Source organism: Bifidobacterium sp. FKU (genome assembly GCF_026016385.1).
GTDB lineage: Bacteria > Actinomycetota > Actinomycetes > Actinomycetales > Bifidobacteriaceae > Bifidobacterium > Bifidobacterium infantis.
The window spans coordinates 931,831-957,735 of the sequence record NZ_CP092888.1; the positions used below are offsets into that span (position 1 = coordinate 931,831).

21 protein-coding genes and 1 tRNA gene are annotated in these 25,905 nt (G+C 60.8%); 12 read left to right on the plus strand and 10 right to left on the minus strand.

Annotated elements, in window-relative coordinates; all coding sequences use genetic code 11:
- Window positions 1-12: 12 nt before the first annotated feature.
- A complete protein-coding gene (gene murI / locus MMB48_RS04150; RefSeq protein ID WP_012577153.1) occupies window positions 13-807 on the minus strand; it encodes a glutamate racemase in 795 nt (264 codons plus the stop codon).
- Window positions 808-914: 107 nt separating this feature from the next.
- On the opposite strand from murI, the gene dapF reads away from it, so the two are divergent.
- Window positions 915-1,808, plus strand: coding sequence for a diaminopimelate epimerase (gene dapF, locus MMB48_RS04155; RefSeq protein WP_012577154.1), 894 nt, complete (start codon window positions 915-917; stop codon window positions 1,806-1,808).
- 5 nt (window positions 1,809-1,813) lie between these two features.
- Here dapF and MMB48_RS04160 read toward each other — a convergent pair whose 3' ends face one another.
- Window positions 1,814-2,551: a vitamin K epoxide reductase family protein gene (locus MMB48_RS04160; RefSeq protein WP_012577155.1), complete on the minus strand. Its 738-nt coding sequence runs from the start codon at window positions 2,549-2,551 to the stop codon at window positions 1,814-1,816.
- 137 nt (window positions 2,552-2,688) lie between these two features.
- On the opposite strand from MMB48_RS04160, the gene MMB48_RS04165 reads away from it, so the two are divergent.
- Entirely contained in the window at window positions 2,689-3,582 is an 894-nt protein-coding gene (locus tag MMB48_RS04165) for a PHP domain-containing protein (protein ID WP_080714926.1), read from the plus strand.
- Between the two features lie 60 nt (window positions 3,583-3,642).
- Here MMB48_RS04165 and MMB48_RS04170 read toward each other — a convergent pair whose 3' ends face one another.
- Together MMB48_RS04170 and MMB48_RS04175 are read right to left on the minus strand one after the other, a co-directional pair.
- Window positions 3,643-3,867 (minus strand): DUF3107 domain-containing protein, encoded by a 225-nt coding sequence (locus tag MMB48_RS04170; RefSeq protein ID WP_007054042.1) that lies wholly within the window; start codon window positions 3,865-3,867, stop codon window positions 3,643-3,645.
- 148 nt (window positions 3,868-4,015) lie between these two features.
- Window positions 4,016-5,671, minus strand: a complete 1,656-nt coding sequence (locus MMB48_RS04175; RefSeq protein ID WP_032745334.1) for a phosphotransferase — start codon at window positions 5,669-5,671, stop codon at window positions 4,016-4,018.
- Between the two features lie 145 nt (window positions 5,672-5,816).
- On the opposite strand from MMB48_RS04175, the gene MMB48_RS04180 reads away from it, so the two are divergent.
- The gene (locus MMB48_RS04180; protein WP_032745333.1) at window positions 5,817-7,391 is read left to right on the plus strand and encodes an ATP-dependent helicase; all 1,575 of its coding nucleotides are present in this window, start codon (window positions 5,817-5,819) and stop codon (window positions 7,389-7,391) included.
- 69 nt (window positions 7,392-7,460) lie between these two features.
- Here MMB48_RS04180 and MMB48_RS04185 read toward each other — a convergent pair whose 3' ends face one another.
- Window positions 7,461-9,197 (minus strand): zinc-dependent metalloprotease, encoded by a 1,737-nt coding sequence (locus tag MMB48_RS04185; protein WP_032745331.1) that lies wholly within the window; start codon window positions 9,195-9,197, stop codon window positions 7,461-7,463.
- Window positions 9,198-9,417: 220 nt separating this feature from the next.
- On the opposite strand from MMB48_RS04185, the gene MMB48_RS04190 reads away from it, so the two are divergent.
- The 9 genes from MMB48_RS04190 (at window position 9,418) to MMB48_RS04230 (ending at window position 18,807) form a co-directional block, all read left to right on the plus strand.
- Window positions 9,418-10,299 (plus strand): S16 family serine protease, encoded by an 882-nt coding sequence (locus MMB48_RS04190; protein ID WP_032745329.1) that lies wholly within the window; start codon window positions 9,418-9,420, stop codon window positions 10,297-10,299.
- A gap of 115 nt (window positions 10,300-10,414) precedes the next feature.
- Window positions 10,415-10,831, plus strand: coding sequence for a DUF3052 domain-containing protein (locus tag MMB48_RS04195; protein ID WP_007053292.1), 417 nt, complete (start codon window positions 10,415-10,417; stop codon window positions 10,829-10,831).
- 163 nt (window positions 10,832-10,994) lie between these two features.
- A tRNA-Val gene (locus MMB48_RS04200) sits at window positions 10,995-11,068 on the plus strand.
- 231 nt (window positions 11,069-11,299) lie between these two features.
- Window positions 11,300-13,003: a DivIVA domain-containing protein gene (locus tag MMB48_RS04205; protein WP_032745328.1), complete on the plus strand. Its 1,704-nt coding sequence runs from the start codon at window positions 11,300-11,302 to the stop codon at window positions 13,001-13,003.
- Window positions 13,000-14,190, plus strand: coding sequence for a 1-deoxy-D-xylulose-5-phosphate reductoisomerase (gene dxr / locus MMB48_RS04210; protein WP_032745326.1), 1,191 nt, complete (start codon window positions 13,000-13,002; stop codon window positions 14,188-14,190). The genes MMB48_RS04205 and dxr overlap by 4 nt, the downstream gene beginning before the upstream one ends.
- Window positions 14,187-15,410: a flavodoxin-dependent (E)-4-hydroxy-3-methylbut-2-enyl-diphosphate synthase gene (gene ispG / locus MMB48_RS04215; RefSeq protein WP_032745325.1), complete on the plus strand. Its 1,224-nt coding sequence runs from the start codon at window positions 14,187-14,189 to the stop codon at window positions 15,408-15,410. Before dxr ends, ispG begins: the two co-directional genes overlap by 4 nt.
- A 120-nt stretch (window positions 15,411-15,530) precedes the next feature.
- Window positions 15,531-17,243 carry an alpha/beta hydrolase family protein gene (locus MMB48_RS04220; protein WP_168928624.1) on the plus strand — a complete coding sequence of 571 codons (1,713 nt, stop codon included), beginning with the start codon at window positions 15,531-15,533 and terminating at the stop codon, window positions 17,241-17,243.
- 53 nt (window positions 17,244-17,296) lie between these two features.
- Window positions 17,297-18,016: a DNA repair protein RecO gene (recO, locus tag MMB48_RS04225; RefSeq protein ID WP_012577166.1), complete on the plus strand. Its 720-nt coding sequence runs from the start codon at window positions 17,297-17,299 to the stop codon at window positions 18,014-18,016.
- Between the two features lie 2 nt (window positions 18,017-18,018).
- The gene (locus tag MMB48_RS04230; RefSeq protein ID WP_012577167.1) at window positions 18,019-18,807 is read left to right on the plus strand and encodes an isoprenyl transferase; all 789 of its coding nucleotides are present in this window, start codon (window positions 18,019-18,021) and stop codon (window positions 18,805-18,807) included.
- Window positions 18,808-19,073: 266 nt separating this feature from the next.
- Here the strand turns inward: MMB48_RS04230 and MMB48_RS04235 are convergent, their stop codons facing one another.
- The 5 genes from MMB48_RS04235 to MMB48_RS04255 form a co-directional block, all read right to left on the minus strand.
- Window positions 19,074-20,276, minus strand: a complete 1,203-nt coding sequence (locus MMB48_RS04235; protein ID WP_032745321.1) for a nucleoside hydrolase — start codon at window positions 20,274-20,276, stop codon at window positions 19,074-19,076.
- A gap of 123 nt (window positions 20,277-20,399) precedes the next feature.
- Window positions 20,400-21,470 (minus strand): ABC transporter substrate-binding protein, encoded by a 1,071-nt coding sequence (locus MMB48_RS04240; protein WP_032745319.1) that lies wholly within the window; start codon window positions 21,468-21,470, stop codon window positions 20,400-20,402.
- A 260-nt stretch (window positions 21,471-21,730) separates the two neighbouring features.
- A complete protein-coding gene (locus tag MMB48_RS04245) occupies window positions 21,731-22,513 on the minus strand; it encodes an ABC transporter permease (protein ID WP_007056912.1) in 783 nt (260 codons plus the stop codon).
- Between the two features lie 197 nt (window positions 22,514-22,710).
- Entirely contained in the window at window positions 22,711-24,264 is a 1,554-nt protein-coding gene (locus MMB48_RS04250) for a glycoside hydrolase family 32 protein (protein ID WP_032745318.1), read from the minus strand.
- A 164-nt stretch (window positions 24,265-24,428) separates the two neighbouring features.
- On the minus strand, window positions 24,429-25,754 hold the full coding sequence (locus MMB48_RS04255) for an MFS transporter (RefSeq protein WP_032745316.1): 1,326 nt from the start codon (window positions 25,752-25,754) through the stop codon (window positions 24,429-24,431).
- Between the last annotated feature and the right edge of the window lie 151 nt (window positions 25,755-25,905).

Below are 25,905 nucleotides of genomic sequence, written 5' to 3' on the forward strand. Positions count from 1 at the left end.
TTCTTTCTTGGCTCATACGTTCAACAATTTGCGTGATAACTCGGCAATCCGTTCGGACGGATCGGAATTGGCAAGCTCCACGCCGCCGGTAGCGCCTTCGGGCGCCAGCTTGCCCAGAGATTCCAACACCACGCCCAGGTGGCGCACGGTGCCCTCATTGCCATCGATGACGGCGGCCCGTTCAGGCAGCAGCTCGCGGAAGTAGTCGCGGTAAAACACGAAATGCGTGCAACCCAACACCACCGAGTCGATGTGCTCCATGTCATATTGATCGAAGTAGCCGTGCAGCGTGCGCATCACCAGATCATGGTCGCCGAGCCGCCCGGACTCCACAATCTCCACCAAGTCGGGGCAAGGCTCCTTGAAAATGGTGTTCTGCGAGTCGAATCGATCCATGAGTGTGGCGAACTTCCGCTCACGCAAGGTCAGGGGAGTGGCCGCCACAATCACTCTCTGAGGAATATGATGCGGGTCGGAAGGCACGTCACCACGGTCGCACGCCACTTTCAGGGCCGGCTCCATGCCGATGATCGGAATATCGTAGTGTTCGCGCAAATCGTTCACCGCGGCGGAAGTGGCGGTATTGCAGGCGATGACCACGGCCTTGACGCCTTGACGCACGAACCGTTCGACGATATCGAAACTCAGGGCCCTCACCTGCTCAGGCGTCTTGATGCCGTACGGGGCGTTGGCCGAATCGCCAAAATACAGCACATGCTCGGCCGGCATATCCTTGGCGATTTGGCGAGCCACGGAAATACCGCCAAGACCCGAATCGAATACGCCGATTGGAGCCGAAGAGCTCATGCCTGAATCCTCCCTATAGCCATGCCTGCAACCGTATGTTGCCGCGAACCGAACATAAAGCCGATTTTCAGCGGTGTTGTTTCGCTCCCTAGAGTACTCTGAAAGCCATGAGTCTTCCGCAACGAGTAACCAAGACACACGCAACCGGCAATGATTTCGTGGTGTACCTCGACAAGTCCGGCAAATTCGAGCCCACCGCCGATGAGGTTCGATTCCTGTGTGACCGTCACTTCGGCATTGGTGGCGATGGCCTGATTCGTCTGACCCGTCCTGAGTTCGTGTCCGACCTAAGCGATGACCAGGTTTCGGCTGTGCTAGCCGGGGGCGCGAAATGGTTCATGGACTATCGCAACGCGGATGGATCGTTGGCGGAGATGTGCGGCAATGGTACACGCGCCATCACCTTGTTCGCCCAACGCGAGGGTGTGGCCGACTCCACCGAGCCGTTCCGCCTCGGCACCCGTGCCGGCGTCAAGATTCTCACTCCACGCAGCAACACGAAGCCATACGGAGCCAACGTCTTCCAGATCGAAATGGGGGAGTGGAAGGTCGGCGAAACCGATGCCTACGAGGTCACCATCCCCGGCACTGAGGGCTCGGCGCGCGGTACATTCGTGGATATGGGCAACCCGCATGTGGTCGCGGTGATCGAGGATGCCTTCGCGTCCCTGCCAGTGGTTGAATCACTGGATTTGGTCACCAAGCCCGTGGTGGCTCCCGTCATCGAATCCGATCAGAACGTGGAATTCGTGCGGATCGACGAGATCGACCAGAACACCGGCGTGGGCGAGGCCACAATGCGCGTCAACGAGCGTGGCTGCGGCGAGACCCTGTCCTGTGGTACCGGCCTGTGCGCCACAGGCATTGTGCTGCGGGCCAAGACCGGCATCAGCCACTGGGACATCACCGTACGTGGCGGCACCCTGCGCGTGGACGTCACCGACAGCGACGTAAAGCTGACCGGAGCAGCCACGCTGGTCGCCGATATCGATTTGTTGTAAAGGAATCAGGCAGCGAACAGGGCCGCGCCTTCGGTGACGATGATGAGTACCACGATCGCCACGATCCACAGTATGTCGACCATGAGGTCGATGTTGAGGCGATAATACTTATTGAGTCCGGCCGGCACCGCCGCGACATCGGCCTCGCTGTCGCTATCATCAGCCGCCACAGCCTTACGTGACGGCAATCCCTGCACGGCCACGGTCGCATGGCTCAACGCCATGAACTGGATGGTGGTGGAGAACATCAGGGTCAGGCACCACGGGCACAGCGCGTGAATCACGAACAGCGACTGTGTGCTCAGCCAGTACGAGTAGGCCAAAGCGGCCAGTCCGCCCAGCCACGTGCAGGTCGCGAACCAACGCGGCACCTTCACACGAGCCAAACCGATCACCGCGATGGTAATGAACACCGATTCGGCGGCGATGCCGAAGAACGCGTTCGGATAGCTCAGCCCGCCGAACTTCACGATTTCCGCCTGCCAGGACTGGGCCACCGCCGAACAGGACACCACCGAGTTCAGATCGCAGCCGAGCGCGGACTCCGGATGCCTAGCCAACTGCAAAGTCTCGGCGGACAGAATGAGCGAGGCCCCCAATGCCACTGCCGAGGCGATCAGCATGATGAGATATGTCCAAGTGGCACTGTGGCGCCATCCAATCAACGGTCGCGTCTCCGCCAAGCCAAGCGGCGTGGTGTTCGTGGTGCTGGATGATGTGTCGGTTGCGGTGTTACGAGTCATCATGCCCCTTTCGATAGCGCTGCGCTCCAGATTAGCCTCTGCGGTTGTCAGCTGAGTGCCGAATGTCTGGTCTTGGCCGTTGGCAGAAGGTGACGACCTGTCTGCGCCTTGCGTGGGAATGCTGAGATGAGGTTACGATGGAAGGTATGACTGGATATGTGATGCCTTTGGAGCCGCCCGCCGTCGGGTGGGACATCCATTGCCATACCGTCTTCTCGGATGGCACGGAAACGCCGGTCACATTGGCCGAACAATCCAAGGCATTGGGACTCAAGGGCGTGGCCATTTCCGATCATGACACCACCGCCGGCTGGCCGGAGGCCGAAGCCGCAGCCCATAGGGTCGGTTTGCCGTTGCTCCGCGGCACCGAAATCACCGCCACGGATGAGAACGTCTCCGTACACATGCTCGGCTACCAGTATGATCCCACGAATCAGCACATCACGGACTTGTTCGCCGATACTCGAGCCGCACGGTTGCAACGCACGCAGCGCATGGTCGAATTGTTGTCTCGTGATTATCCGATTACCTGGCAATCCGTGCTCGCCCAAGTCAAAGAGGGTGGCAAAACCACCATTGGCCGGCCTCACATCGCTGATGCTTTGGTGAGTGCCGGCGTATATCGGACTCGTTCGGAAGCGTTTGCGGATGCGGTCAGCGCCTCATCCAAATACTATATTCCCACGCCTTCGCCGACCTCTCATGAAGTGGTGGCCGCCGTCAAGGGAGCGGGCGGTGTGATTCTGATCGCCCATGCCGGTGATGTGAGCCGTAACCGCAGACTGTTGTCCGATGACCAGATCGAGGCATTGATCAGCGAGGGATTGGATGGGCTGGAGGTATGGCACCGTGGCAATCCACCGGAGCAACGAGAACGGCTGCTCACCATCTGCCGCCGGCACCAGCTGCTGGTCACCGGTGGATCTGACTGGCATGGCAAAGGCAAACCGAACAAACTGGGGGAGAACCTCACCGATGAGGCCACTGTCGAAGAGATCGTTCATCGCGGCGTGCTTCCGCTATATCGGTGATTCGGCAATAGAAAAGCGTCCTCGAGAAAATGCTCAAGGACGCTTATGCGCGATTCATGGTCACAGCGTGCCGAAGCCGACGGCGTGCTTGGTTTCGGAGCCGATGATCGCGTAACCGAGTGCCTTGGCGGGCACGATGATGCGACGGCCCTTGTCATCGGTCAGATCGATCGTCGCGTTGTCGGCCACGGCCTGCGCGATGGCCTGGCTCACATTGTCGGCTGATTCGTCGGTGCTGAAGTTCACCGGTCGTGCCACGTTCTGAATGCCCAGTTCGATATCCATATAAGGCTCCTTGTCCTGCCGTCTTTGTGACGAACATCATGGTAAGTGGCCGTCGCCGGCCGAGGTTCTGTACTCTATTGTGCCGCGTGTCTGCGTCGTCATGTGCGGTGTTACGCGCTCGGCGTGGCGCGGAACACCGCACACGACATTATTTGGATGATGCGGATGATTCGGCCAGCGGATTGCCCTCGCTGTCATACCCGTCCAACCCGGCACGGGCATCGCGCAGAGCGCGTTCTTCCCGCTCCAGCAGCGGAATCACCGTGGTTTGGGCACTCGAGGCTCCATGCTGAACGAGACTGTCCGGAGTATCGTCATTCACCGCATCGTCGGTCGGGGCGGCGGATTGAGACGCAGGGGAAGCGTCGGTTGACGTCGTGCCGCTATGCCCGTTCATACTGAGGAGCTCCTTCAGCGTGATCGTCACCGAAGAATGGGAAGCGCCATGTGAGGGCTGCGGTTTGGTCGATCCTGTACCGGTTGCGGTGCCGGAGACACTCGCTTGCGGGTGATTGGCGGTCCGGTCAGCATCGGGTTCGACTTCCGGGGTAAGATCCACGTCACCAGCGGCCACGATGTCAGCGGAACCGGTGCGATCGGGGTCGGGCGTGTCGTCCGAGACCTCGGCCGCCGCGGTACCGGTGTCGGACTGCTGCGGTTGTGCGGGTGCCTGATGGCGGTCGTCCTGCAACAATGTGCCGACGGTGATTGTGGAAGGCGAACCGGGCTTCGTCGACGCGGCGGCGGCCGACCCTGCGGCTGGGGCCGATGCCGGAGTGTGCTTGATCACGCCCAACTGGTGTGCGAGTCGTTCGACCTGTGCCTTGAACTGCATGATGCGATTGTTGTCCGCACGGTTCAACGCCTGAATGAATTCGCCCACCTGTTCCATCTGCAGCCACAGGTTGGCCCTGAGCATGATGAGATCGTCAAGTCGAGAGCCCATCATGCGGCCGTATGCGGAGAGCACGGCGTTGCGATGGGATTCGTCGAGCTTGCCGAAAATCCAGGCAAGGTCTCGTGCCGGATCGTTGACCTGCATATCCTGCCAGTTGGTCACCGTGGTGATGGTGGAACCGGAGAACAGGAAGTCGCCGTCGGAGAATCCGCCGTGAACCGTGCAGGTGGAGAACGACCATAGTCCCTCGGTGTCCATGATGCGCGCCCAGCTGTCGGTGATTTCTTGGGGAACATGGCCGGCGGAGCGTAAGCGGCGAATCCAGGCGGTCAGCTGCGAACGAATCTGACCGGTGGTGACTACCGGATATTTGGCATTGGCCAGAAAAGTCGAAGGCAGACGATGAATGGCTCCGATGGAGGTGCCGACGGCCGCGCAGTCATCCAATGTCAACAGGTCGAGAGGACGTGCCTGACCATCACGGTGGACGGCGATCATCACGGTCGTCTCGCCTGTGGGACCGGGCTTGCGCGGGGTCAGCGGTGTGGACTCCGCCTGGGCCTGCTGCCCCACGGCCTGTGCGGTGGCCGTCTGGCCGGGTTGGGAAACGTCTCCCGGGACGAATGCGACCACACGGTCCATATCGAAGCCGAGGCCACCAAGCTCGCGCGCGGCTGCCAGTGTCTGCGCCGCTTTCACACGGCGGATCAGACGTGTACGCCCTTCCCTGGTGTCAGTGGCGTATACGTCGTACAACTTGCCCGAAGCATCTTGGATCACGGTCTGGTCGATGCCTTTGGCCTCGTCGGTTGCGCTGGCCTGCACGTTCTCGCGTACGCCGGCCACCCCCAGATTCGGCAGGACGGCTGAGGCGAGTGCCGCCAACATATAATCGCTACGTTTCATCACCCTTCCACACTAATACATCCGTGGCGATTCGCACCGCAGAATGACACGCAAAACGCATGATTCTGGCGATGTTTTGTCGTGAGCCCGGTTCAGCCATAGGCGTGAGTCGTGCCGTGAGCGCGAATCGTGCCACAATGGACGCATGGAACAGGCGCAGGGGATTCTTGAGGGGCTCGATGAGCGGCAGCGTACCGCCGCGACTACGTTGCAAGGGCCGGTGCGCATCATCGCCGGCGCAGGTGCCGGTAAAACCCGCACGGTCACGCGGCGGATCGCCTATGCCTGCGCCACCGGGGCATGGAAGCCGGAGCGGGTGCTTGCCGTCACCTTTTCGGTAAAAGCGGCGGCGGAAATGCGCGCACGGTTGGTCCAACTCGGCGTAGGGGGAGGTACTGGACGTTCCGGTTCGGGTGCGGGAACTGTCGGAGTCACGGCCGCGACCTTCCACTCAGCGGCATTGCATCAGCTCAACAGCGTCTGGTCAGACATATGCGAGGCTCCATTCCCGCATGTGATCGAAGATCAGCGTGACGTCGTCTCCCGCGCGATCATCCGCGCCACCGCACGTACCGATGCCGATCCGCTGACCGTTCGCGATGTGCTCGCCGAAATCAATTGGGCCAAAATCTCGTTGGTGGCGGTGGAAGATTATGCACGGACCTGTGCCATCGCCCATAGGCAACCGCCCGCCGGACTCGACACCGCTCGGTTCGCCGACGTCTACAGCGCCTACGAGCAGGAAAAGACCTCGCGTGGCGAAATCGATTTTGACGATATTCTGCTGCTCGTATGCCATATCATGGATGATTTTCCCGAAGCCGCCGCCCAAATTCGTTCCACCATCGGCTGGCTCACCGTCGACGAGTATCAGGACGTCTCGCCCCTGCAACACAGGCTGCTGACCCTGTGGCTGGGCGGGGGAGGACCTGACGGCAAGAGCGCGATGAACCGCAACGTATGCGTCGTGGGCGATCCGGCCCAGACCATCTACTCGTTTGCCGGTGCCTCCAGCTGGGATCTGCTGCGTTTCGCCGATGAATTCGGGCCGCTCGCCGCCGATGTCAATCTCAACACCGACTATCGTTCGACGCCGGAAGTCGTGAACCTCGCCAACCGGGTGCTTGCGGCCGCGCCGAACCGTGAGGATTACCTGAAACTGGTTTCCGCCCGCGAATCCGGCCCGCGCGTTACCCGAACCGCTTATGAGAGCGATATGAAAGAGGCGCAGGGCGTGGCGGCACGCATCGCCCGGTTGGTCGCCAACGGAGCCAAGCCGTCCGATTGCGCGATCCTCACCCGCATCAACGCCCAACAGCCGGTATTCGGTGCCGCCTTGCGCGCTGCAAGACTGAAATACCGCGTCCGCAAGGATTCGGGATGGCAATCATCCGCGCTCGCCGACGATGCCGCGTCCAAACGCGCACTATTGGAGGCGATGGGTTTGGACGCCACCGGACTTGCCGCAAACGACGATCCCGGCGTTACGATTTCCACGATCCACGCATCCAAGGGTCTGGAATTCAAGCACGTGTTCCTGATCGGCTGTTCGGAAGGGCTCTTGCCGTACGGTTCGCCGGAAACGGGGGATGCGCTGGAAGAGGAACGCCGGCTTATGTATGTGGGCATCACCCGAGCTGAGGATTCGCTGCATCTGTCGTATGCGCGGACCAAGGATGGTTATGGAGCGCAACACAGACGCCCATCACGATTTTTGTGACGGGCGTCGTTCATGCATACTGAATGCTCCTGAACATTCAGGAGCGGGAATTGGCTGAAGGCCGGTTGACTATGCCTGCGTATCCTCCGAGTTGCCGTTTTCACTGTCTTCGCCATCTTCGCCGAGCAGCTTGGACAGTTCGGCATCCCAATCGATATCGCCGGTCTTGCCATCTGCGGCAGGGTGGGAAGCGGAACCGTTGGCATCGGAAGAGGAGCCTGAAGGGGCGTCGGACGACGGAGACGCGCCAACTGCGGGCTTGTCGCTAGGCAGCGAAGGCAGCAGATCGGGATGCGACCACTTGGCGTCACGGCTTTCAGGGCCTTCGGCGGCGGTGATCATCTCCCACAATCCGGCGGCCTCGCGCATGCGCTTGGGGCGAAGCTGCAGGCCGAGCAGACTCTCGAACGTGCGTTCGGCCGGGCCGCCCATCGCGCGCTCGCGGCGCAGCATCTCCCGCAACTGTTCGATATGCGGCAGGTGGGCCATGCCGGCGCGCCACACCACGCAATCCACCCAGCCCTCGACCATCGCCAGCAACGATTCCAGCGAAGAGAGCGCCTCGCGCTGTTCGGGGGTGTCGGGGATGCCGACCTTGGTGAGGTTCACCGCGCCGGAGATCGACTCCGGATCCATCGACGTGGCGTCACGCAGCTGTTCCTCCATCGCATCCAGGTCGATGGAGATGCCGCGTGCGTACTTGCCGATGAGCGCCTCGAAACGCGGCATCAGCCACGGTACCGAGGCATACAGGCGGGCGTGAGCCATTTCCTGCAGGGCCAGGAAGGAAAGCACTTCAGATTCGGGGATTTTCTCGGTGGTCTCGAATCCGGAGAGCGCAGCCTCGAACGCGGCGGCGTCGGCGGAGGCATCGGAGCCGGAGACTTGGGCGGCACCGTCAGTTGCCGGAGTATCGCTGTTGCCGGCCGAAGTGAAGCCAATGGGATTGGCGGAAGCGTCGGTGGATGTGGAGAACGGATTGACCGAGTCGGTTGAAGTGCCGGCCGTATCGGCCTCGGGCGCAGGGGTCTCACCGTTCAGCATCTTCGCGTATTCGGTGGCGTTCTGGGCAATCAGTCCACCAGCCGGATTCTTCAGCAATGCGATGCCCTGATCGAAACTGCCATGCACTTCATGGCTCAGATTGCCGGCCGCATGCCCCAACTGCATGGCAAAGGACGTGTTGCCCAGCAGCTTCATCAGCTGGGCTGGATCTTTCATGCCGTCGGGAATCGGAATCGGCACCGGTCCGGCGAACATGCCGGCAATCTCGCCATCGCCGAACGCGCCGCCAAGACGCTCCGAAATCACCGAAGCCAAAGCGTCGTTCATCGACTCGGCCACAGGAGCTGCGAACTTCGCCCACTGGTCGATGGTGCCTTCCACCCAGCCGTCGCGGGTCAGCACATCCGGATCGCCGGGCGCGGGATTGAACTCGCAGGCGGTATCCAGCCACAGGTTCGCCTCACTCATCGCGCGGCGAGCCGCCTCGCCATCCACGGCGGACACGCTGGACGCGGAACCGGAGGCGTTGGCCTGCTGCAAGGCAATCGACTTGGCGAGCTTGACGTTGATCGGCCCTTCCTCGACAGTGCGCTGCATATCGCCCATCGTGTTGAGTCCGCCGGCGCTGAACGCGGCCATCATCTGCTGGACTTCGGATGGATTGGGCAGCCGGCTGGGGTCCTGACTCATCAGCTGTTCACGGATCTCCTCAGGCAACTGGCTGATCTGCTGCCAGGCCATCTCACCCTGAATGGGGCCGAAGCATTTGATCAGCCACTCGTGAATCGCGTTGTCGTCCATGCGTATCCTTCTTTGCCGCGGTGTGTTACCCCAAGTGTAGGGTCTGCCCGGGCCTGTTCGCTCGTGGCCGAGCAATATTTTCGGTTTATGTTCGTTTTCGGCTGATTTCGGCCCTCCGCTTACACTGTAGGGTATGTTTGCACGCCACAGGAATCAGGAACCAGACTTCGTCCAGGAGCAGAAGAGCCCGACTGCGGATTCGGAAGCGGGGGATGGGCGCATGCCATCGTTCGAAGTGAAGCATGATTCGCGCCTATCTCGTGGAATCAGCCGTGCTCGGGCCTATGCGGCCGCTCGTCCGAAACGCCATTTCGTCGGTGCATTCGCCGTGTTGCTTGGTGTGGTGATTCTGCTGCTGCCCAGCCCGTACGTCATCGAGATGCCCGGACCCACCCAGGACGTGCTGGGCAAGGTCGAGGATGGTGCGGTTATCGACATCACCGGTACCGGCGTGACGACGTATAAGGATTCCGGCAAGCTGCTGCTGACCACGGTGAACGCGTCCGGCGTGCCCGGGTACCCGATCGTCAACGCGCAGGCCGTCTGGGGCTGGGCCAATCCGCAGGTGGCGGTCATGCCGCGTGAGGCCACGGTACCGGTGGGCCAGAGTGCGGACCAGTATCAGAAGAAAGTCGAACAGGACATGGCCGGTTCCCAGGATTCGGCCAGTGCCGTCGGTCTGGCGCATGCCAAAGCCCATGCGGACGAACTGGGCATTGACGCCAGTGCATTGCAACACGCCAAGGTGACGATGCACGTGGACAGCATCGGCGGACCGTCAGCAGGCATGATGTACACGCTCGGTCTCATCGACAAACTCACCCCCGCCAACGAGAGCGGCGGCAAGACCATCGCCGGCACCGGCACCATAGACAAGGACGGCAAAGTCGGCAGAATCGGCGGCATAGCGCTGAAGATGCTTGGTGCCAAGCGCGATGGCGCCACATGGTTCCTGGCCCCCGCGTCGAATTGTTCGGATGTGGCCGGCCGCGTGCCGGATGGTCTGCGCGACGTCAAGGTCGCCACGCTGGACGAGGCGTATCAGGCGTTGGTGGCCATCGGCAAGGGGCAGGCCGACGATTTGCCTCATTGCGAGGCATGACACGCGCGGCCAGTCGTTGTTTCTGGTGAGACGACTCGCATGGGTCTGCCCACAATGCGGCGATTTTCGGCCGCGTTAACGCATTTGTTCGCGAAGACTTGCTAATGTGTCCCCTGTGAATCAAACGGCATCACAGAACGCTGAAGAATTTGGTTTCGAGCCCGGCGATATCGTCCAGGAGTGGCTCTGGGACGACGATGTGGACGATTCCATTCGTGCCCAGATTGAAGAGCTCACGGGCGAGGATCTCGTGGACGAGGACTACGACTCCGCTGTGGACGGCGTCATCGTATGGTGGCGCGACGGCGATGATGAGGACGAATTGTCCGATACGATCGTTGACGCCTACGCGGTACTGGGCAATGACGGCCCGCTGTGGATACTGACTCCCAAGCCCGGCCGCCCGGGTGCCGCCAGCTCCTCCACCGTGCAGTCCGCCGCACAGACCGCCGGTATGAACGCCGCCACCCCGCTGACCGTCAGCTCGGACTGGAACGGCATCCGCCTGCGCGCATTCGGCAAGGGCCGCTGATAAGCCTCAATCAATACGCTTGACTTTAAGCGTGTTGACCGGCGTCGCGTGCTGCGTAGTGCTGTTGGGCGTGACTGAATGTCATTGCGATTGAGCGCTACGGCACGCGTATACGACACCACGTGTCGCGCAGTGCCGGCCATACGCTATTGTTGTCATTTGCGGGCAATTAGCTCAGTTGGTTAGAGCGCCACCTTTACACGGTGGATGTCGGGGGTTCGAGTCCCTCATTGCCCACTTTCATTTTTCATCACTTCATGCAATCCCCTCATTCCACGGATATGGGCTGTGACGATATTCCCTGACAGTCTTCGGCAAAGGTTCTGAAATCTCAGTGAGATGCGTGCAGAAGGAAACCGGCAGTACTGCTACAGAATCGTGAATTTCGGTCTTCTTGGTCAGATGCGTCTCAATAGTCACGTAAAGTTGTGGCAGAGTGTTTATATCCAGCAGGAGGTCGAATAGCCGATGGCGCAGGAACTTCGTGAAGGGGACGGCAAGTCGGGCATCGCACGTGCGGGCAAGCGCAAGTGGGGGTATGATCCCGCTCAGGTGGACGCTTTCCTGGAGCGCGCCCATGCTTTGTATGACAGCGAGGGCATGAATCTCACCCAGCATGACATTCAGAACGTGTCCTTTGATCTGCGCAAGAACGGCTATGTGATCGCACAGGTTGACGCCGCGCTTGGACGTCTGGAACGTGCCGTGGTCGATAAGCAGACCACATGGGAGATAGCACAGCATGGGCGTGTGACGTGGAAGGCGAAGACCGAGAAGCTGTATCACGAAGTCCAGAACCACGCGGAGCGTAACGAGCGCGAACGTTTCAAGTCCGGAGCGCCCAAGCAGCCTTCGTATGATAAGAAGCAGGTGGATCGTCTGGTCGACCAGATTGTGGACAAGGCGGCGGCCGCATTGGGCGTTGACGGCGTGACCGAAGACGATGTACGGTCTTTGGCCGATCTCGATGCGGATACGGTCAACAATGTGATCTTCACCCAGCGCAAGGGCAAGAGAGGCTATGACGAGCGACAGGTCGATTACTTCCTGAATGCCTGCGTGCAGTTGCTGAGTCGCTTGGAATCCTATGCCCGTGTGGCCGATTTCGTGTCCGGCGAGCCCGCGGCTCCTGCCCAGACCGCCACGAACGTGACCGTTCAAGCGAACGGCGTCTCGCCATTGTTCGCTTCCGGAACGCAGCGCCCGGCAACTGACGAACGTTTTGCGCCGTCTGCCGTTGCTCATGACGAATCATTCGATGCCCTGCATCAGGCCGAGCAGAGCTTGTTCACTGCTCCGGCTCCGGTTGCTCCCGCAGCGCCGGCCGCGGCGGCACCGATCGCCTATGCGCCGGCTCCTGCATCGTTCGATGCTTCCACAAGCACCAATAGCACCAATGCGGAACAGCCGGTTTCCTTTGCTCCCGCAGCATACCCGGTGCATGCGTCCAACGAGTCTGCGGCGAAGCCCGTCTCCGAGACGCCTTCCGTGGCTCCTACCGCAGCTGTTGCGGCTGAGCCTCCCGTCAGTGCCCCGTCCGCGCCGGTTTCCGGTGCGACCGCTGGCAACGCCCCCTCGTTTGCTCCGGCACAGTCGTCACACGAATCCGCAGCTCCGTCATCGACCCCGTCGGTGTTCGCGGAACAGCCCGTGGATATGGTGCAGAACGATTCCTCTCTGGCCGCTCTCGCCCACATGGCTGCGGTTTCTCAGGAACTTCCGGCGGTGGATGTACCGTCCTTCGCTCCCAAGATGCCCAGCCTTGATACACCGAATGCGCTGAAATTGAATGAGGTACCGGGTTCGGTTTCATCCCCGGCACCCTCCGCCCCGGCAGCGCAGCCTGTGAATAGCACTGCCGACGAGGCTGCGTCCGCTGCCATGCCGGTCTCCTTTGCTCCCACCAGCAAGCCGGATCGTAACACGAACTCCATTCCGGTTCGCGTATCCGATAGTCAGCCTGCAGACAGCACGACCTCCCGTCCGGCTGCGGAATCATCTGAATACGTTGCCGCCTCCCACGACACGGAAGCGGCTCAGCCGTCACAGGATAAGCACGATTCCAACGATTCGTTCCCGCTGCTGTTCCCGCTTGTCGGTAACTTCGATTCGGATATCCCCGACCTGTCGTTCCCCACACTGAACAATGACGATACGAAGAAGGAACAGTGAGCATAGCCTCCAACTCCACCGTCATCATTCTCGGATCCACTGGATCCATCGGCACCCAAGGACTTGACGTCATCGCGCGTCACCCTGAACGATTTACCGTCACCGGTCTGGCGGCGGGCGGAGCACATATCGAGCTGCTGGCGCAACAGGCCGCACAGTTCCATGTGTCCGAAGTCGCGGTGTTTGATGAGACCAAGATTCCAGCACTGCAAGCAGCTCTCGCACAGGCCGGCGCACAAGGTGTCCGCGTGACCGGCGGTCCGGATTCGGTCATCGCCATGGCCGGATCCGGTGCGAATGTCGTATTGAACGGCATCACCGGCTCCATCGGCCTCGAACCGTCGATCGCGGCGCTCAAGGCCGGTTCCCAGCTGGCATTGGCCAACAAGGAGTCCGTAGTCGCGGGCGGTCATCTGCTGTTCAGCGCCCAAGTACGCGAGAACCAGATCAACCCGGTCGATTCCGAACATTCCGCCATCTGGCAATCCCTGCGCTCCGGAACCCACGCCGAAGTCGCCAAGCTTGTGGTCACCGCCTCCGGCGGACCGTTCCGCGGTTGGAAACGTGCCGACATGGAGAACATCACTCCCGAGCAGGCGCTGCATCATCCGACGTGGAACATGGGGCCGGTTGTCACCATCAACTCCTCCACACTGATGAACAAGGGGCTCGAAGTCATCGAGGCGTCCCGCTTGTTCAACGTGCCGCCTGAACGCATCGACGTGACCGTGCACCCGCAGTCCATCGTCCATTCCATGGTCGAATTCGTGGACGGCGCCACGATTTGCCAGGCTTCGCCGCCGGACATGCGTCTGCCCATCGCGCTGGGCCTGTCCGCGCCGGACCGCATGACCAATGTGGCCGCCGCGTGCGACTGGACGAAAGCCGCAACTTGGACCTTTGAACCGTTGGACGATGAGGCGTTCCCCGCCGTGCAACTGGCCCGCCACTGCCTGGCCGCCTCCGAGAAGCATACGGCGGTGCTGAATGCGGCCAATGAACAGGCCGTGCATGCCTTCCTCGAGCATCGTCTGCCATACCTCGGCATCGTGGACACGGTCAAAGCCGTGCTGGACCAGATGGACGCCGAGCTTCGTGGTAACCCGCTGTTCACGGACGTGGAGGAAATGAACCAACTTGAGCTTGAAGCCCGCCGACGCGCCGACGACCTGATAAACAAGCAATGATGAATACCTTGAATACGGAAAATCACATCGAAAAGCCGTTCCGCAAAACCGGTGATCCGGTCGACCTGACCAGCGAATCGCCCTTGCACCCGCGCCGCAAGTCCCGCCGCATCATGGTGGGTCCGGTGCCGGTGGGCGGGGGAGCGCCCATCTCCGTGCAGTCGATGACCAACACGCTCACGGCCGACGTGCCCGCCACGCTGCAGCAGATCGCCGAACTGACCGCCGCCGGCTGCGACATCGTGCGCGTGGCCGTGCCGAGTCAGGACGATGCCGACGCGCTGCCGGAAATCTGCCGCAAATCGCCGATTCCGGTCATCGCCGATATCCACTTCCAGTCCAAATACGTGTTCCAGGCCATCGACGCCGGCTGCGCGGCCGTGCGCGTGAACCCCGGCAACATCCGTAAGTTCGACGAAGTCGGCCCGGACATCTGCAAGGCCGCCACCGACGCGGGCATCTCGCTGCGTATCGGCGTGAACGCCGGCTCGCTGGACAAGGACCTGTACGCCAAATACGGTGGCCCGACTCCGGAAGCGCTGGTGGCCTCCGCCTTGAAGGAAGCGCACATGTTCGAGGACGTCGGCTTCCACGATTTCAAGATCTCCGTCAAACACCATGACGTCATCACCATGGTCGAAACGTACCGATTGCTCGCATCCAAGGGCGACTGGCCGCTGCACCTCGGCGTCACTGAAGCCGGCCCCGCCTGGCAGGGCACCATCAAATCCTGCCTGGCGTTCGGCGCGCTCTTGGCCGAGGGCATTGGCGACACGATTCGCGTGTCCCTCTCTGCGCCGCCGGTCGAAGAGGTCAAGGTGGGTTGCAAACTCTTGGAATACATGGGATTGCGCCCCCGCAAGTTCGACATCATCTCCTGCCCGAGCTGCGGCCGCGCCCAAGTGGACGTGATCCAGCTCGCCTCCGCCGTCACCGAAGGCCTGAAGGACGTGACCGCGCCGATCCGAGTGGCTGTTATGGGCTGCATCGTCAACGGTCCGGGCGAGGCACGCGAAGCCGACCTCGGCGTGGCCTCCGGCAACGGCAAAGGGCAGATCTTCATCAAAGGCAAGGTCATCAAGACCGTGCCCGAAGACCAGATCGTCGACACGCTGCTCACCATAGCGAACGATATCGCCGCCCAGATGGAGGCCGACGGCCAAGTGCCAGTCAATTCCACCGGCCCGGTAGTGGTTCCAATCCAGCATCCCGGTCACTGATTCGGCCGAATAGGCCCTCGGCATAAATATCGCGGTCAGATTACAATAGCGCACGTGTCGCAAGAAGAAGAGCATCGCCGTACTGTTCGATCCAAGCCGTGGACCAGCGTCCATCGGCTGATGGTCAGCCTGCCCATCTTCATCATCCTGCTCGGCGTGATGGTCTGCATCTCCAATCTGACCACGGTCCCTTGGAACATCGAGCCCACCGGTCAGTCGATGGCCACGCTCACCGACGACACCAAGGTCACCTTCGACAACCCATCCGGACGGACGTTGCCGGTGCGGGGCGCATATGAGGTCGATGAGCGATACGTCACGCTGAACATGACCGACGATGGCGAGCTGACCGATGAGCCGGGCGCGCAAGGCAAAGCCAACAAGGATGGCATCCAGGCCATCAGGGTGCTGATTCGGGCGCCGAGGAACGCGCCGGGCGCGCGACCGGGCGTGGTGTTCATGCACGGCGCCGGCTTCGGCACCTGCGACAACTCCTTCGGCGACGTGGCCTCCGACATGGCCTCGGCCGGATTCGTGACCGCCGTGATTGACAAGCCCGTGTGGAACACCACCGACGTCACGCGCGACTACCCGGCATCCGCCAAAGCCTACGATCAGGTCATCGACTATCTGCGGGCCCAGAACGACGTCGACGCCGCCAAGGTGGGCATCTACGCCACCTCCGAATCGACGTGGATTTCCTCGTATCTCCTGCAGGACGACCCGAATATCGCCTTCCAGATCCTCCTGAGCCCGATGGTGTTCAGTCCACGTCAATCGCTGGGATTCTTCATCACACAGGATTTCACCCTCGTCGGCGCGAACAAAGGCTACCAGTCCATCGTCCAGCGCGTGTTCAGCGCGGACACCGCCCTGTTCGGACTGACCAATCTCGATCTCGACACGCTCAGGCCGGCCGCCTACGCCGTGCCCACCTACGTGGCGTACGGTTCGAAGGACGTGATGACCGCACAGGTCGACGGTGTGCGGGCGATTCTCGACAACGCCCACAAGGCCGGCAATTGGAACGTCACCATACGCAGCTATCCGGTCGCCAACCATGTGTTGCGCCTGGGAGACGAATCCCAGGCCGGCACCCCGTTCGCCGACGCCTATGTCGACGATCTGATCGACTGGGCCGTCGGCACTTCGGCCGGACTCACGCAGACCAGCGAGAAGGCGGGCGGCACCGACCTGTATCAATCGGTCGGCCTGCCGGGCGCCCTGAAACCCCGCCGCGCCGGCACCATCTACGGGGTGATCCTGCATGCCGCAGTGATGCTGCTGCTGTTGGCGTCCATCGTACTGTCGCTGGTGGCGTTGGGCCGCAAGGCCTCGGCGGACATCCGGTGGCGGCGGGACAGGCGTGAGGCCAAGCGTGCGGGCATGACGGTGCCGAGACGTCCCGAGGTGCTGGGCTTCGTCCACGGTTTCGGCAATGCGCTGCTGACGTTGACCCTCACCACGCTCGCCACGCTGCTCATCTTCGGTGCGGGCCTCGGCCAGGTGATCATGGGCGTGGTCAGACTCGCGTGGGGCGGCGCACCCACGGAGACGCCGGGCGTCATGTACTGGAGCTGGCCGGTCATCCAAGTGGTGTCGGTGCTGGTGTTGTGGGCGTGGTCCCGTGTGTTCATGCACCTGATCGAAGTCGCCTCCATCCGCGGCTTGATTCAGCTGCCTCCTCGGCGTGAATCCGTGCGGGACATCGTCACCGGTACCGATCCGGTGCTTGCCTCCACCCGCCTGGGCCGGATCCTGTTCTGGCTGGTGGCGTTCACCATGCTGTGCATACTCCTGGTGTTCGCCTTCTGGGGACTGTTCGTCTACTGATCGACGACGCCGGGTGCCCGCCGTTCACCGGGCCCCGCCGCAAGGGGAACGAAATGTCACTGTACCGAGATGAAGGCGTGGTGTTACGCACGTCCAAGCTGGCGGAGGCCGATCGCATCATCACCGTCCTGACGCGCGACCATGGCAAGATCCGGGCGGTAGCCAAGGGCGTGCGCCGCACCAAATCGCGCTTCGGCGCCCGGCTTGAGCCGTTCATGCGCGTCGATCTGCTGATCGCCGAAGGCCGATCGTTGGATACGGTTTCCCAGGCCGAGTCGATCGCCGCGTACGGTGCCGCGATCGTCGGGGACTATGCGGCGTATGAGGCCGCGAACGTCATCGTCGAAACCATCGACAAGCTCGTCGGCACGGAACGTGAGCGCATGACGGACCAGTATCGGCTCCTGATCGGCGCGTTGAACGCGCTCGCCAAACGCGCCCACGCCCCGCAGGCCATAGGCTGCTCCTATGTGATGCGCGCCCTGGCACTGGCCGGTTGGACGCCGCGTCTGGGCACATGCGTGGTATGCGGTGCGGCGGCGCCGGCGTATCTGTCGATCGCATCCGGCGGCGTGATGTGCGAGGCCGACCACACCACGGACGCGCGTCGCATCGCGCCGTCCGCATTGGGTCAGTTCGATGCGCTGGTCCATGGTGATTGGACGGTGCTTGACGCCGCACCGGTGGAGCGGGTCGTACGGGAGTTGGTTGAAGATTGGGGGGAGTATTACCTTGAACGGCCGATTCGTTCGCTGCGCTTGATAGATTCGTAGGTATGGCTTTTGAGAACGTTGATTACACCTCGCTGAACATCCCCGCGGCCCCATTCAGCGACCCCGCCCGTATTCCCGACTTCCCCAAGAACAAAGTGCCTCGCCATATCGGCGTGATCATGGACGGCAACGGCCGTTGGGCCAAGCAGCGTGGCATGATCCGCACCAATGGGCATCAGGCCGCCGAACCGGTGGTATTCGACACGATCGCCGGCGCCATCGAGGCCGGTGTGCGCTATCTGAGCCTGTACACGTTCTCCACCGAGAACTGGAAGCGTTCGCCCCAGGAAGTGCGCTTCCTCATGGGCTTCTCGCGTGAGATCATCCACCGCCGCGTGGAACAGATGGACGAGTGGGGTGTGCGCGTGCGCTGGTCCGGCCGTCGCCCCAAGCTGTGGAAGTCGGTGATCGACGAGCTTGAGGCCGCCGAGGAGCGTACCAAGAACAACAAGGTCATCGATGTGGTGTTCTGCATCAACTATGGTGGCCGTGCTGAAATCGCCGACGCCTGCGCCGCCATCGCTCGCGAAGTGCGCGATGGCAAGATTTCCGGCGACCGCGTGACTGAAAAGATGATTGCCGACCATCTGTACAATCCGGACATTCCCGATTGCGACCTGGTGATTCGTACTTCCGGCGAACAGCGCACCTCCAACTTCCTGCCGTGGGAGGCCGCGTATGCCGAGTTGGATTTCGTGCCCGAACTCTTCCCGGACTGCGGCCGTGACGTGCTATGGCGCTCCATCGACCACTACATCCACCGCGATCGCCGATTCGGCGGCGTGAAATAAAGAACAGTCCGGTGGACTGTTCGTTCACGCCGCCTGGCCGAGGCCGATAGGACATGACCAGGTAATGATGAGTCCGGCGAAGCCGGTCCTTGATTGCTGGGGGTGTGAAATAGTCCTTGTTAGGCCCCCTCTGACGGGCTGAGCCGTAAAGCAAACAGCCTGGTCTGTTTGTAGGCGAAGGCGAGACGAGAGTCGAGCCAGAAGAATGCGAGCGGCAGCTTGTCCGTAATTGCGGTCGAGCTGTCCGTGTAGCGGACTGAGGGGAGTTACCGGCACACCTCAGCCATCCTCTCTGCAAACTCATCCAAAAAACGTCCCGAATCCACACCAAGTGCCACATGCACATGCGGCATGGAATGATTCACCAGCCCAACCGGGTCTCCGGTGGTCCGGCCTCGTACTCCATTGAAATCACCGGTATTGGTCTCCGCGCGCAACGCAAGATCAAAACAATCGACCAGTGAAGAATCAAGTGCAACCGCCGCCGCCAACGGATCATGCAACGGCATGCCGCCAGAGAACAGTGCGGGGTCGGCTTCCAAATTTGCCTTGATGGAAAAGTCCGCGAGATCAGCCAAGAACCGCCCGCGCTTGGTCCCTGTCGCACGCCACCGGTCGGCCGCCGATCGCGGTAGCAAACACTGGTGAGTCACATCAAGTCCCACCATTGTGATGTCTGCGCCGGAATGAAATACACGATTCGCGGCCTCAGGGTCTTGGATGATATTCGTCTCGGCCACCGCATCCCAACAATTGCCGGGTTGGGTAAGCGTACCGCCCATCATCACCAGCCTGAGTTTCGACGCAATATCCGGTGCCCGAGTAATAGCCGCATCCACATCCGTCAACGGCCCGGTAGACAGCACGGTAACGTCTCGGCCAAACTCACGAACCTGCTCAATCAGATACTCAATCCCATCCGCAGCATCAACGGAGCACTTCCTTGTGCCCCCGCTGACGAGAGCTGTCGATGTAGCCGACTGGGGACGGTCCACAGGCCGAGAGCGACCCACACGAGAACAAGACCCCGACGCCGGATGAGCATGAGCGTCCCCTACCAAATACCCGCCAACAGAAACAACCCCATCGGGCACATCCTCAGACATGTCATCCCCAGACATATCATCACCAGGCACACCAGCTCCATCAGCCAGAGCCCCGGCCCCTGCCAGCCAAGTATTCCCCAGTCCATCCTTCCCATGAAACTGGGCACACCCTGCATCGGGAACGAACGCATCAGCCCAAGAAGGATGCTCGGAGCCCAAAAACACCGGAATATCCGCCCGGCCAAACAAATCAAGCACCGCGCAAGTATTGGCATAAGCCGTGTTCGCATCCACATTGCCATAACTGGCGATCACACCGCTCAGCTCGCACTCATCCGCCGACCCCAACAAATACGCCAACGCCAACGCATCATCAACACCGGTATCCATGCTGGTAATAATGCGGTCAGGACGTTGGGCCATGGAATCGCCTCCTTGTTAGCATGATTCGCTATGAATAACCTTATCGGCCGATACGCAAAAATGCGTCCTTTCCTCATGGGAAGGACGCATTTTTGCGTAGATTCAAACTCGGAATATCGGAAATTACTTGCCGAGGAATTCGTCGGTGCCAAGGTCCTTGGCCTGCGGGGCCTCATGAATCACCTTGTCATGACTGTCAGTGTAGGCGTCTTCTTCAGCCAGGAAGTCGAAGTATTCCTGAGTGCCCTTGAAGTCGTTGGTGCCGAGCACGAAAGAGCCGTCCTTGATCTTGGCCGGATCGCCCCAGTACTGGCCGTCGACGATAACCTGCATGCTCTTCTTGACGAATTCGGGCTTGAGGTTGGCGTCAGGGGCTTCGTCCACGAGAATCTGCGCGGCGTCATCCGGGTTGGCGTACGCGTACTCGTAACCCTTCTGAGTGGCCTGAGTGAACTTCTTGACCAGGTCGGGATTGTTCTTGATGGTCTTGTCGTTGGTGATGATGCCGATGGCGTCGGCGTTGCCGGGCACGCCGTAGTCGGGCTCGGTGAAGCAGTTGAGCTTCGGGCCGTACATGTCGGCCTGCACGCCTTCCCACGTGGCGTAGAAGCCGCCGAAATCGGCCTTGCCGGATTCCATGGTCTGGAAGGTGGAGGTGCCGACGGTCACCTTGTCGAACTCGCCCTTGCCGCCATCGGTTTGGATCATGCGGCGCACCACGGCATCGGACTCGTTGGAGCCGAAGGTGGCGAAGGTCTTGCCATCCAAATCCTTAGGGGACTTGATGGCGGCGTTGGACGCCAGTGCGCACCAAATGGCGCTCGGCTTCTGCTGCACCTGCAGCACCTGCTTGATGTGAGCGCCCTTCAGCGTGTAGATGCCCACGTTGGTCAGGTTGGACAGGGCGAAGTCGGCCACACCGTTGTTCACGGCTTGTTCGGCACCAGCCTGGGCCACGGCCACGATATCCACGTCAAGGCCGGCGTCCTTGAAGTAGCCCTTGTTCTTGGCCACGTACACGCCGATGTGGTTGGTATCGGGTGCCCAGGAGAGCATGAAAGTGACCTTCTTGAGGTCGGAGGTGTTGGAGTTGGAGGAGTCGGCGGTGTTGGTCTGGCCACATGCGGCGAAACCGAAAGTCATAGCAAGGGCTCCCACGAGGGCAGCGGCCTTGGATACAAGGCTTTTCTTCATAATGATGGTTCCCTAATTCGTTGTCTCTCTATCGTTCTCTGGGATTGCTTCGAACGGAAGTCGGCAGAAAACGATATGGAGGGCCTTGATTTCCGTTCGACCAGCGCCCCCGACATTCCCTATGAAAGCTCGGGAAAGCCGGTTTGCCACACGCTGGTAAAGCTGTTCCATTATAGAGACAGGGTTGGAGAGCTCATGAGAAGCCGCCGCGTTCAGTCGGTCCTGGCTGCCGGCTCGTGCCTTTGACGGTAAGAAAAGAACTACTGGTCCGCGTCGGGATCTTCGTCATCGCCGGCCGGGCCGAGCAGGATGCGTTCGCTGGCGTTCACCGCCAGCATCAGTACGCATGTCATCAGGATAATGACGATGGTGGCGGAGAAGATCAGCGGCGTGCGGAATGAATTGTAGGCAGCCTGCAACCAGATGCCGAGGCCCTTGCGTGCGCCAAGGTATTCAGCGGTGGATGCCGTGGCGAAGATGTATGCGGCAGATACTCGGATACCGCCATAGATCTGACGTGCGGCAACGCGCAGCTTCACGTGCCAGAGCGTCCAGACCGGGGTCGCGCCGCAGGTCAATGCGACGTCGGAATAGAACTGGGGCACGGCTTCCAGTCCGCGCACTGTCTGCACGGCGATGGGGAAGAGGCCGAATACCGCCACGATTACGATTTTGCCGGAAATCTCAAAACCGAACCAAATCAGGAACAACGGGGCGATGGAAATCAGCGGCATGGTTTGTGCGGCGGCAAGCAGCGGATAGAACGCCGCGTTGAACGTGTGAGAGCAGTACAGTGCAATGCCGATCATAATGCCGAAGAACACGGCGAACAGGAAGCCGACCACGCCCTCATAGCCGGTGATTGCCGCGGCCGGGCCGAGCGTGTTCCATGTTTCGATGGTGGCGGCGAAAATCTCGCTTGGCGCGGAGATCATCGTGGGGGAGACATGCCCTAGATCCACCCACGTTTCCCAGACTGCCAGCAATACGATGACGGCGATGACGGTGGGCATGCGGCGCTTGAGGCGCTTGGCGATGGACATGGGATGTCACCTTGCTTTCCGCGCCAGTCCGGTTTGCTGGTGGCGCTTGCGGCCGGGGCGTGGAACAGTAAGGTGAGGAGCCTGCGCGCCTGCCGGTCGTGTGATGGATTGTGTTATATGCCGTCCATCAGTATAGGCGAAGGCGAACGACAGGGGCACACAAAAAACCTCCCTCTGTGAGGGAGGTGAGAGAGCTACTACAGTCCGATGGACTTCATGTGGTGGAGCTTCAGGGAATCCACCTTGAGACTACCGGACTCGGCGGCGAGCTTGATGGCGCGCGGGCCTTCGGAGGCGTAGGAGTAGGAGCTCAGCACCTGGTGGCCACCGTTGACGTAGACCTCCACGGAGCCGCGATCCACGAACACGCGCAGGTCCAGCTTGCCGGAGGCCAGTTCGGCGTCGGTCAGTGGGGCGGCGCGGTAGCCGTGATCGCCGTTGGCCATGGCCTGGCGATCCACCACCACGCGGCCGATCTGGTCGTCATAAGCCACGTAGGTGTAGGCACCGTCTTCGGTGGCGTGAATCTTCAGGCCGGCACGCTCGGCAGTGGAGGCGGCCAAGTCGATGGTCATTTCGATTTCCACGGCCTCGGCGTCATCGGCGATGACCTGCTCGCCATCCATATCGAGCGTGATCGAACCATGGTCGAGGGCATCCTCGCGCAGGCCTTCCATTTCGGCGACCGGCGCGGTGACCACGTCGCCGTCATCGTCAAGGGTGATCTCGCGCGGCAGGGTGAGCTGACCACACCAGCCGTCATCCTCCATGGGAATCGGCTGCACGAACGGGCTCATCCAGCCATAGACGATCTGACGGCCGTCCACGTTGAAGGACTGTGGGGCGTAGTAGTTGTGGCCGCAATCCCACAGGCGGAACTCGGTTTCCGGCTTGAATTCGCCGCCCGGCTCCCACGTGCCGATCATGTAGCCGGCGTTGTTGACGTTGCGGTTCATGAAGCCGCTGGGCTTGGACCCCATGGCGGAGAAGCCAATGACCCACTTCTCGTTGCCGTCCTTGTCTTTGATGGGGAAGAAGTCGGGGCATTCGAGCATGAACACGTCCGGATCCGGGTGCTGGAAGAGCACGCGCTCATATTCCCAGCGGACCATGTCCTTGGAGGAGAACAGCCACATCTGGCCGCGCTTGTCCGCAGAGGAGACACCGAAGGTCATGTACCAGGTGTCGCCGGTCTTCCAGACCTTCGGGTCGCGGTAGTGGTGATCCACCTTGTCGGTCGGGCAGTCGATGATCATGCCCTGCTTGGTGGCGCTGGTCAGCTCGTCGTTGTCCGGCTCGGCGAGCATCTGCACCTGCCAGTCGCCGCCGGTGTTGTCGTGGCCGTTGGCCCAACGGTGGCCGGTGTAGTAGAACTTGAGCTTGCCATCGTCGCCGATTACTGCGGAACCGGAGAATACGCCGTCCTTCTCCTCTTCAAGGGTCGGGGCGAACATGATTGGCTCACGTTTCCAGTTGAGCATGTCGGTGGAGGAGACGTGTCCCCAGTGCATCGGACCCCACTGGGTGCCGTACGGGTGCAGCTGGTAGAACACGTGCCAGCGGCCCTTATAGAAGCACAGGCCGTTCGGATCGTTGATCCAACCGCCGTTGGATGCGATGTGGAACTTCGGGTACCAGCGGTTGTTGCGTTTGGCGGCCATGGCTGCAACGCCTGCTTCCGCCTGTGCCAGAGCTTCGCTGTGGTTCTTGATTTCGTGGAGGACGGGTGCGTCCGGAGTGAAGCCAGTCATCGTTGAATAGCCTTTCTTCATGATTGATGAATCTTGCGATTGTTGAATTGTTGCTTATTGAGTTTTTAGATAAAAGTTTTAAGAATGCTGCCCGAAACGGAAAAAGGGGAAACGCTTCGGGCAGCACGATTTAGTTGTGTTTTTGCCGATTTTGGCGGTTGCGCTCAGGCGTTTGCTTTAGCTGTGGCTTGGGCCTTGAGCTGCTTATCGGTGTAGAACGGATCACCGCCGACTTCCTGGTCGTCCTTCTTGATCACGAAGAAGCCGTAGATTAGGGCGGCCAGCACGATGCCGGAGATGGTGAAGAAGGTCGGACGGTCGCCCATGGCGTCATGCAGGGCGCCCATCGGGGTGGAGAAGATCACCTGGCCGATTTGGGAAGCGATCTGGAAGCCCACCATGTACAGGGTTGCCGACAGTTTGGTGTCGAAGTGCAGGGTGAAGTAGCGGAATGCCGGTAGGCAGAACAGCGGAACCTCGATGGAGTGGAACAGTTTGACGATGGAGACACTGACCGGATCGTGGAACACGCCGCACAGGCCGATACGCAGGAACATCACGGTTGCGCCGAGCAGCAGGGAGTTACGAACGCCGATCTTCTTCATGATAATCGGAACGACGCCCATCATGGCGGACTCGAGGAACACCTGGAAGGAGTTCAGGGTGCCGTAGGTGGCGTTGCCGATTTCGGTGGTCGGGAAGAGGGAAGCGTAGTAGTTAGGGAACATCTGCTGGTCGAACACGGTGTAGAAGGTGTTGGTGAACAGCATGAAGACGATGAGCACCCACAGAGTCGGCATCTTCAGAACGGAGATCATCTCTTTGAAGGATGGGTTGGTTGGAGCCGCGTTCGGATCGGCTTCTTTCTTGAGCTCTTCCTTTTGCTTGGCCGGAACCCAGAAAGCGTAGACGCACAGCATGCCAAGGCCGCAGATAGAGCCGACCCAGAAGTTCAGCAGCGGGTTGATGTTGAACAGGAAACCTGCGCACAGTGCCACGATGGCGTAGCCGAAGGAGCCCCAAGCGCGGGACTGGCCGTATTCGAAGCCGAACTTACGGGAGTAGCGTTCGGTGAGCGCTTCGAACAGGGAACAGCCGGCCATGAAGCCTGAGGAGAGCACGATGGAGCCGATGAGCACGCCGATGAAACGGGTGGTGCCGCCGGCAGTCAGCATCGGGGCATACACGAACTGTACGAACGGGCCGACGAGCGCTGCGATGGCGGAGACGAAGATCACGAGCTTGCGCTTGATGCCCAGCTGATCTTGGATGGCGCCATAGGCGAACATGATGACCAGGGTTGCCAAGGAGTTAATGGAGTAGATCTGGCCCTGCTCTGCGGAGGTCATGCCCAGGCCGTGGGTCGGGTCGGTGAGCCAGCGGGAGAAGAAGGACCACCAGATGCCCCAGGAGCAGAAGAACATGAAGATGCCGAAGGAACTCTGCAGATAGGAAGGATTCTTCCATGCAGATTTGGTTGCACTTGCCATAATCGTCCTTTGATTACTACTTGGTTGGTTATTGGTTATGTGACGCTTCTGCTCGGGCGGCTGTGCCTTTGTAGAAGTTGTTGTGTAGTAATTACTATGCGACGTCAATCGATTTACGTCAATCGATTTATGTCATCGGCGTGTCGTACCC

Coding starts and splice junctions, on each gene's coding strand:
- recO (WP_012577166.1), top strand. CDS start 17,297: ATGTCACTGTACCGAGATGAAGGCGTGGTGTTACGCACGTCCAAGCTG.
- MMB48_RS04255 (WP_032745316.1), bottom strand. CDS start 25,754: ATGGCAAGTGCAACCAAATCTGCATGGAAGAATCCTTCCTATCTGCAG.
- MMB48_RS04165 (WP_080714926.1), top strand. CDS start 2,689: ATGGAAGGTATGACTGGATATGTGATGCCTTTGGAGCCGCCCGCCGTC.
- MMB48_RS04220 (WP_168928624.1), top strand. CDS start 15,531: ATGGTCAGCCTGCCCATCTTCATCATCCTGCTCGGCGTGATGGTCTGC.
- MMB48_RS04235 (WP_032745321.1), bottom strand. CDS start 20,276: ATGGCCCAACGTCCTGACCGCATTATTACCAGCATGGATACCGGTGTT.
- dapF (WP_012577154.1), top strand. CDS start 915: ATGAGTCTTCCGCAACGAGTAACCAAGACACACGCAACCGGCAATGAT.
- MMB48_RS04185 (WP_032745331.1), bottom strand. CDS start 9,197: ATGGACGACAACGCGATTCACGAGTGGCTGATCAAATGCTTCGGCCCC.
- MMB48_RS04175 (WP_032745334.1), bottom strand. CDS start 5,671: ATGAAACGTAGCGATTATATGTTGGCGGCACTCGCCTCAGCCGTCCTG.
- ispG (WP_032745325.1), top strand. CDS start 14,187: ATGATGAATACCTTGAATACGGAAAATCACATCGAAAAGCCGTTCCGC.
- MMB48_RS04160 (WP_012577155.1), bottom strand. CDS start 2,551: ATGACTCGTAACACCGCAACCGACACATCATCCAGCACCACGAACACC.
- murI (WP_012577153.1), bottom strand. CDS start 807: ATGAGCTCTTCGGCTCCAATCGGCGTATTCGATTCGGGTCTTGGCGGT.
- MMB48_RS04240 (WP_032745319.1), bottom strand. CDS start 21,470: ATGAAGAAAAGCCTTGTATCCAAGGCCGCTGCCCTCGTGGGAGCCCTT.
- MMB48_RS04180 (WP_032745333.1), top strand. CDS start 5,817: ATGGAACAGGCGCAGGGGATTCTTGAGGGGCTCGATGAGCGGCAGCGT.
- MMB48_RS04250 (WP_032745318.1), bottom strand. CDS start 24,264: ATGACTGGCTTCACTCCGGACGCACCCGTCCTCCACGAAATCAAGAAC.
- MMB48_RS04190 (WP_032745329.1), top strand. CDS start 9,418: ATGCCATCGTTCGAAGTGAAGCATGATTCGCGCCTATCTCGTGGAATC.
- MMB48_RS04170 (WP_007054042.1), bottom strand. CDS start 3,867: ATGGATATCGAACTGGGCATTCAGAACGTGGCACGACCGGTGAACTTC.
- MMB48_RS04205 (WP_032745328.1), top strand. CDS start 11,300: ATGGCGCAGGAACTTCGTGAAGGGGACGGCAAGTCGGGCATCGCACGT.
- MMB48_RS04230 (WP_012577167.1), top strand. CDS start 18,019: ATGGCTTTTGAGAACGTTGATTACACCTCGCTGAACATCCCCGCGGCC.
- MMB48_RS04245 (WP_007056912.1), bottom strand. CDS start 22,513: ATGTCCATCGCCAAGCGCCTCAAGCGCCGCATGCCCACCGTCATCGCC.